At 68.5% G+C, this 7181-nt stretch carries 7 protein-coding genes; 6 read left to right on the forward strand and 1 reads right to left on the reverse strand.

Annotated features, from left to right (window positions below):
• Positions 1-2102: translation initiation factor IF-2 (gene infB / locus RIF93_RS17100; RefSeq protein ID WP_309092659.1), on the forward strand; the 2102-nt coding region annotated here is incomplete at its 5' end.
• A 54-nt stretch (positions 2103-2156) separates the two neighbouring features.
• On the opposite strand, the gene RIF93_RS17105 is transcribed toward infB, so the two are convergent.
• Positions 2157-2669 (reverse strand): GNAT family N-acetyltransferase, encoded by a 513-nt coding sequence (locus RIF93_RS17105; RefSeq protein WP_309092660.1) that lies wholly within the window; start codon positions 2667-2669, stop codon positions 2157-2159.
• 63 nt (positions 2670-2732) lie between these two features.
• Between RIF93_RS17105 and RIF93_RS17110 the strand changes: the two genes are divergently transcribed.
• The 5 genes from RIF93_RS17110 to pnp form a co-directional block, all read left to right on the forward strand.
• Positions 2733-3233 carry a DUF2939 domain-containing protein gene (locus RIF93_RS17110; protein WP_309092661.1) on the forward strand — a complete coding sequence of 167 codons (501 nt, stop codon included), beginning with the start codon at positions 2733-2735 and terminating at the stop codon, positions 3231-3233.
• A gap of 90 nt (positions 3234-3323) precedes the next feature.
• Entirely contained in the window at positions 3324-3761 is a 438-nt protein-coding gene (gene rbfA, locus RIF93_RS17115; RefSeq protein WP_309092662.1) for a 30S ribosome-binding factor RbfA, read from the forward strand.
• Complete coding sequence (truB, locus tag RIF93_RS17120) at positions 3761-4690, forward strand: tRNA pseudouridine(55) synthase TruB (protein WP_309092663.1); 930 nt, start codon at positions 3761-3763, stop codon at positions 4688-4690. The genes rbfA and truB overlap by 1 nt, the downstream gene beginning before the upstream one ends.
• A gap of 16 nt (positions 4691-4706) precedes the next feature.
• The gene (gene rpsO / locus RIF93_RS17125; RefSeq protein WP_309092664.1) at positions 4707-4976 is read left to right on the forward strand and encodes a 30S ribosomal protein S15; all 270 of its coding nucleotides are present in this window, start codon (positions 4707-4709) and stop codon (positions 4974-4976) included.
• 240 nt (positions 4977-5216) lie between these two features.
• Positions 5217-7181: polyribonucleotide nucleotidyltransferase (gene pnp / locus RIF93_RS17130; RefSeq protein WP_309092665.1), on the forward strand; the 1965-nt coding region annotated here is incomplete at its 3' end.

Here is a 7181-nt window from a genome sequence, read left to right on the forward strand (position 1 = left end):
GTGGTCCGGGCGGCCCTGGCGGTCCCCGCGGCCCGCGTCCGGGCGGCCCCGGCGCGGCTCCGCCGGCCACCCCTGAGGTCCAGCGCGCCGCCCGCCAGGCGCCGCGTCCGGGCTCGGCCAATCTCGACCGCCGTCCCGACGAGGACGAGCGCCGCCGCGCCGACGGCAAGGCGATCAGCCGCGCCAAGGGCGCGCCGAACCGCCGCGAAGGCCGTCTGACCATCCAGGCCGTGGCCGGAGACGCCGACGGCGCCGAGCGGATGCGCTCGCTGGCCTCGGTCCGCCGGGCGCGCGAACGCGAGCGCGAGAAGCGCAAGGGTGGGGCCCAGGAGCAGGCGCGCGTCGCCCGCGAGGTCATCATCCCCGACGTCATCACGGTGGGCGAACTCGCCAACCGGATGGCCACTCGCGGCGTGGAGATCATCAAGTTCCTGATGCGTCAGGGCGTGATGCTGAAGATCAACGACGTCATCGACAACGACACCGCCGAGCTGGTGGCCACCGAGTTCGGCCACACCGTGAAGCGCGTGTCGGAAGCCGACGTCGAAGAGGGCTTCATCGGCGCCGAGGACATCGACGATCACATGGTCGGCCGCCCGCCGGTGGTAGCCGTCATGGGCCACGTCGACCACGGCAAGACCAGCCTTCTGGATGCGCTTCGCAGCACCGACGTGGTGTCGGGCGAGCACGGCGGCATCACCCAGCACATCGGCGCCTACCAGGTCCGCCTGGAGAGCGGCCAGCGCGTGACCTTCCTGGACACGCCCGGCCACGCCGCGTTCTCGGCCATGCGGATGCGCGGGGCCAACGTCACCGACATCGTCATCCTGGTGGTGGCCGCCGACGACGGCGTCATGCCCCAGACGGTCGAGGCCATCCAGCACGCCAAGGCGGCCGGCGCCCCGATCATCGTGGCGATCAACAAGATCGATAAGCCCGACGCCGATCCGACCCGCGTGATCAACGAGCTGCTGCAGCACGAGATCGTCGTCGAAAGCCTGGGCGGCGACACCCAGGCGGTCGAGGTCTCGGCGACCCAGAAGATGGGTCTCGACGACCTGATCGAGAACATCCTGGTGCAGGCCGAAATCCTCGACCTGAAGGCCAATCCCGACCGCACTGCGGACGGCTCGGTCATCGAGGCCAAGCTGGACAAGGGCCGCGGCGCGGTGGCCACCGTGCTGGTGAAGCGCGGCACGCTGAAGCGCGGCGACATCGTGGTGGCGGGCTCCAACTGGGGCCGGGTGCGCGCCCTGCTCAACGAGCGCGGCGAGCAGCTGCAGGAGGCCACGCCTTCGACGCCTGTCGAGATCCTGGGTCTCGACGGCACGCCCGATCCCGGCGAGCCGTTCGCGGTCGTGGAGAACGAAGCCCGGGCCCGCGAGCTCACCGAGTACCGTCAGCGCGTGAAGCGTGAGAAGGCCGGCGCGCCGGTCGCCTCGGCTTCGCTGGCCGACATGATGGCCAAGCTGGCCGACAAGAAGGTCTCGGAGCTGCCGGTCATCATCAAGGCCGACGTGCAGGGCTCGGCCGAAGCCATCGTGGGCTCGCTGGACAAGCTGGCCACCGACGAGGTCCGCGCGCGGATCATCCTGTCGGGGGCGGGCGCGATCAACGAGAGCGACGTGCTGCTGGCCAAGGGCGCCGGCGCTCCGATCCTCGGCTTCAACGTCCGCGCCTCGAAGCAGGCCCGCGACCTGGCCGAGCGTGAAGGCGTCGAGATCCGCTACTACGCGATCATCTACGACCTGATCGACGACATCAAAGGCGTGCTCTCGGGCATGCTGGCGCCGATCCAGCGCGAAACCTTCCTCGGCAACGCCGAGGTGCTGCAGGCTTTCGACATCACGAAGGTCGGGCGGGTGGCCGGTTGCCGGGTCACCGAGGGTGTTGTCCGCAAGGGCGCGCGCGTCCGGATCATCCGCCAGGACGTCGTCATCCTCGAACTGGGCGTCCTGCAGACGCTCAAGCGGTTCAAGGACGAGGTCAACGAAGTGCCGGCCGGCCAGGAGTGCGGCATGGCCTTCGCGGGCTTCCAGGACATCAAGCCCGGCGACGTCATCGAGTGCTTCAACCTCGAAGAGGTGAAGCGGTCGCTCTAGGCGTTCGCGACAAGCGATGCGAAGCCCCGAGGCCTGCCTCGGGGCTTCTTCGTTTCAGGGCCGATCCAGCCGATACAGCGCGCTGAGCTCGCCGGGCTCGCCCGCACCGATGTCGGCGTCAGGCTGTCGAACCATGCCGATGCGCTCCAGCACCCGCTGGGAGGCGACGTTCTGCAGGTGGGTGAAACCGATCAGGTGATCCACCTCGGTTACGCGGAAGGCGTAGGCGGCCACGGCGCGAGCGGCTTCGGTCGCGAGGCCCCGGCCCCAGTACGCCGGCAACAGCGCGTAGCCGAGCTCGAGCTCGCCCGTGTGGTCCCAGACGCTGACGCCCGCGCGCCCGACGAATGCGCCATCGTGCGTGAACGCGAGCCACTTGGAATGGCCGCGTTCCGCGTGTTCGGCGGCGAACTCCGCCACCGCCTCGCGGACCTTCTCGTCCGACCAGGCGCCGCCGAAGTACCGGCCCACCTGCGGATCGCGATGGAGCTGCGCCATCAGGTCGAAGTCGTCCGGCGTGAAGGGCCGGAAGGCGAGGCGCTCGGTCGTCAGGATCGGTTCAGCCATAGGAGCGTCTTGTAGCGCGCCCGCGAGTTATGTCAGGTGGCTCGACACCAGGAGACCTCCGCCTTGCGCATTCTGCTCATGAGCCTGCTGGCGATCGCGCTGGCCAGTTGCGCCTCGATCCGCAAGCTGGACGCCGCGAACGACGTCCACGCCCTGCTGATCTCCATCCGCGACAACGACCAGGCGGCCTTCGACGCCCATGTCGACCGGTCCGCCCTGAAGCGCGAGATCGAGCGGCGGCTGCGGGCGGAAGGGGCCAAGGACGAGCGCCTCGGCGCGCTGGCGGCGATCCTTGCGCCGGGCCTGGCGGAGCTCGCCGGCGAGACCCTGGTGCAGCCCTCGGTGTTCCGCGCCGTGGCCGAGCACTATGGCTACACGCCGCAGACCAAGATCCCCGGGCCGCTCGCCATTTCCCAGGCGTTGAAGCCGCTGCCGGACGGCCGGATGTGCGCGACGAAGAGCAAGAGCGGCCCCTGCCTGCTCTACTTCACCCAGGGGGTCGACGACCGCTGGCGGCTGTCCGGGTTCGAGGGCCAGGTGAAGGACTTCGAGGTCCGGGTCTGACGCTGGACTTGCACGCCCCACGCGCCTAGAAGCGCGCCCTTCCCTGCAGGGGGCGTCCGATCCGCCCCTCAGGCTCGAGAGGTCCGCGATATGAAACGTCCCCAATCCACCGGCCGTCGGGCGCCCACGGGCCCGTCCCAGCGCCAGCTGCGCGCCGGCGAGCTGGTGCGCCACGCCCTGGTCGAGATCTTCCGGGAGGAGGAGATCAACGACCCGGTCCTGGCCGGCGTCTCGGTCACCGTCACGGAGGTGCGCGTCGGCCCCGACCTGCGCCACGCCATGGTGTTCGTCGAGCCGCTGGGCGGCGAGAACGCCGACGAGGTGGTCAAGGCGCTGAACAAGCACGCGCGCTTCATCCGCGGCCACCTCGGCCGGATGATCGAGCTGCGCTTCACGCCCGAGCTGCACTTCCGCCACGACGAGAGCTTCAACGAGGCCGCGCGGATGGCGAAGCTGTTCGACGATCCCCGCGTGCGCCAGGACCTGACGCCCCAGCCGCCATCGGACTCCTGGAAGGACGAGGACTGATGGGCCGGCGCAAGCGCGGCCAGGCGGTGTCGGGCTGGCTGAACCTCGACAAGCCCTACGACCTGGGCTCGACCACGGCCGTCAGCCGCGTGCGCCGGATCTTCGACGCCCAGAAGGCCGGCCACGCCGGCACCCTGGACCCCCTGGCCACCGGCGTCCTGCCGATCGCCCTGGGCGAGGCGACCAAAACCGTCCCGTTCCTGATGGACGCCGACAAGGCCTACCGCTTCACGGTCGAATGGGGGCGCACGACCGCCACCTACGACCGCGAGGGCGCGACGCTGGCGAGCTCGGACGTGCGGCCGACGCCCGAGCAGGTTGAAGCCGTGCTGCCGAGGTTCCTGGGGGAAATACTGCAGGTCCCGCCCGCGTTCTCGGCGATCAAGGTCGACGGCGAGCGCGCCTACGACTTGGCCCGGGCCGGCGAGACGGTCGAGCTGCAGCCGCGGCCGGTGACCATCCACACGGCCCGCATCGCCGCCGTCCCCGACCCGGACCACGTGACGGTCGAGGTGGAATGCGGCAAGGGCACCTACGTCCGCGCCATCGTCCGCGACCTGGCCGAGATGCTGGGCGCGTGCGGCCACGTCAGCGACCTGCGTCGGACGCGCGTGGGCGCGTTTACCGAGGCGAACGCTGTGACGCTGGATATCCTTGAGGATTTAGGGCATAAGGCCCGCCAATCGGAGGCCCTGCTTCCGGTCGAGACCGCGCTGGACGACATCCCGGCGCTGGCCGTGACCGACGAAGACGCCTTTCGATTGAAGCAGGGACGGTCGATCGTTCTCGTTCCCCGACAGGTTGAAGCGGTGAAAGCCAGGCTCAGGCCGGGCGAACGCACCGTTTCGGCGATGGCGGGCGGGTCGGTGGTCGCGCTCTGCGAGATGCGTGCGGGCCGGCTCGAACCCTCGCGCGTCTTCAATCTTTGAAGAGCGGAGAAACCCGATGTCGATTACGGCCGAACGTAAAGCCGAACTCATCAAGACCCATGCCCGCGGCGACGCGGACACGGGCAGCGCCGAAGTCCAGGTGGCGATCCTTTCCGAGCGGATTGCGAACCTCACCGAGCACTTCAAGACGCACAAGAAGGACAATCACTCGCGCCGGGGCCTGCTGAAGCTGGTCTCCCAGCGCCGCTCGCTGCTGGATCACCTGAAGAAGTCCGACGTGGCTCGCTATCAGGACCTGATCGAGAAGCTGGGTCTGCGCCGCTAGTTGGTTTTCCGAGGGCCCCCGGCGCCGCCGGCGGGCCCTCGACGTATTCCGCCGCTCCTCCGCGACAGGCCGGAGGGCCAAGCGGCGGGCCAGGGACGCCTGGACGCCAGGGTTCCTTTTCATCCGTGAGGGTTCGAACGAAATCCTCGCCTTGCCTGTTTGACTGGAGAGGATTTCGGAAGTCCGACGCCCTGTCCGCCCCCGCCGGGAATACGCCCGCGGGATGAGAAAGAAGCTAGAATGTTCGATATCAAGCGCAAGACGATCGAGTGGGGAGGCAAGACCCTCACGCTCGAAACCGGCCGCATGGCCCGCCAGGCCGACGGCGCGGTCCTCGCCACCTACGGCGAGACCATGGTGCTGGCCACCGCGGTGTTCGCCAAGAGCGCCAAGCCGGGGCAGGACTTCTTCCCCCTGACCGTGAACTACCAGGAGAAGTTCTACGCCGCGGGCAAGATCCCCGGCAGCTTCCCCCGCCGTGAGGGCGCGCCCTCGCAGAAGGAAACCCTCACCAGCCGCCTGATCGACCGTCCGATCCGCCCGCTGTTCGTGAAGGGCTTCAAGAACGAAGTCCAAGTCGTGACCACGGTGCTGGCCCACGACCTCGAGAACGATCCCGACGTCGTCGCCATGGTGGCGGCCTCGGCGGCGCTCGTGCTGTCGGGCGCGCCCTTCATGGGCCCGATCGGCGCCGCGCGCGTCGGCTACATCAACGGCGAGTACGTGCTGAACCCGACTCTCGACGAGATGAAGGACAGCGCCATGGACCTCGTCGTCGCCGGCACGGCCGAAGCGGTGATGATGGTCGAGTCCGAGATCAAGGAGCTCACCGAAGAAGTGGTCCTGGGCGGCGTGACCTTCGCCCACAAGGGCATGCAGCCGGTGATCGATGCGATCATCGAACTGGCCGAACACGCGGCCAAGGAGCCGTTCGACTTCCAGCCGGAAGACACGGAGGCCCTGAAGGCCAAGGTGAAGGACGTGATCGGGGACGACCTGCGGGCCGCCTACCAGATCATGAAGAAGTCGGATCGCCACGCGGCCCTGACGGCCGCGAAGGAAAAGGCGGTCGCCACCTTCGCCAAGTCGGAAGCGAACCCCGAAGGCATCGATCCGCTGAAGCTGATCGGCGTCTTCAAGGAGCTGGAAGCCGACATCGTCCGCCGCTCGATCCTCGAGACGGGCAAGCGCATCGACGGCCGTTCGGTGGACCAGGTCCGTCCGATCGTCTCGGAAGTGGGCGTGCTGCCCCGGGCCCACGGCTCGGCGCTGTTCACCCGCGGCGAGACCCAGGCGCTGTGCGTGGCCACGCTCGGCACCGGCGACGACGAGCAGCTGATCGACGCCCTCGAAGGCAAGTACTTCGAGAAGTTCATGCTGCACTACAACTTCCCGCCGTTCTCGGTGGGCGAGACGGGCCGCATGGGCGCGCCGGGCCGGCGGGAAGTGGGTCACGGCAAGCTGGCGTGGCGGGCCATCCGCCCGATGCTGCCGTCGTACGAGGAGTTCCCGTACACGATCCGCCTAGTCTCGGAGATCTTCGAGTCCAACGGCTCGTCCTCGATGGCCACGGTCTGTGGCTCGTCGCTGGCGCTGATGGACGCGGGCGTTCCGCTGAAGAAGCCGGTTTCGGGCATCGCCATGGGCCTGATCCTCGAGAGCGACGGCTTCGCGGTCCTCTCGGACATCCTGGGCGACGAGGACCACCTCGGCGACATGGACTTCAAGGTGGCGGGCACCGCCGACGGCATCACGTCCCTGCAGATGGACATCAAGATCGCCGGCATCACCGAGGAGATCATGAAGAAGGCCCTCGAGCAGGCGAAGGGCGGCCGTGACCACATCCTCGGCGAGATGAACAAGGCCATGCAGGCGCCGCGCGCCGAGCTGGGCGAGTTCGCGCCGAAGATCGAGTCCATCAAGATCCCGGTCGACAAGATCCGCGAAGTGATCGGCTCGGGCGGCAAGGTGATCCGCGAGATCGTCGAGAAGACGGGCGCCAAGATCGACATCGGCGAAGACGGCACGATCAAGATCGCGGCCGCCGACCAGGCGAAGATCGACGCGGCCAAGGACTGGATCAAGTCGATCGCCTCGGAACCCGAGGTCGGCATGATCTACACCGGCAAGGTCGTGAAGGTCGTCGACTTCGGCGCCTTCGTGAACTTCTTCGGCGCCAAGGACGGCCTCGTCCACGTCTCGCAG

The sequence above is a fragment of the Phenylobacterium sp. genome, from assembly GCF_031181185.1.
Lineage (GTDB): Bacteria > Pseudomonadota > Alphaproteobacteria > Caulobacterales > Caulobacteraceae > Phenylobacterium.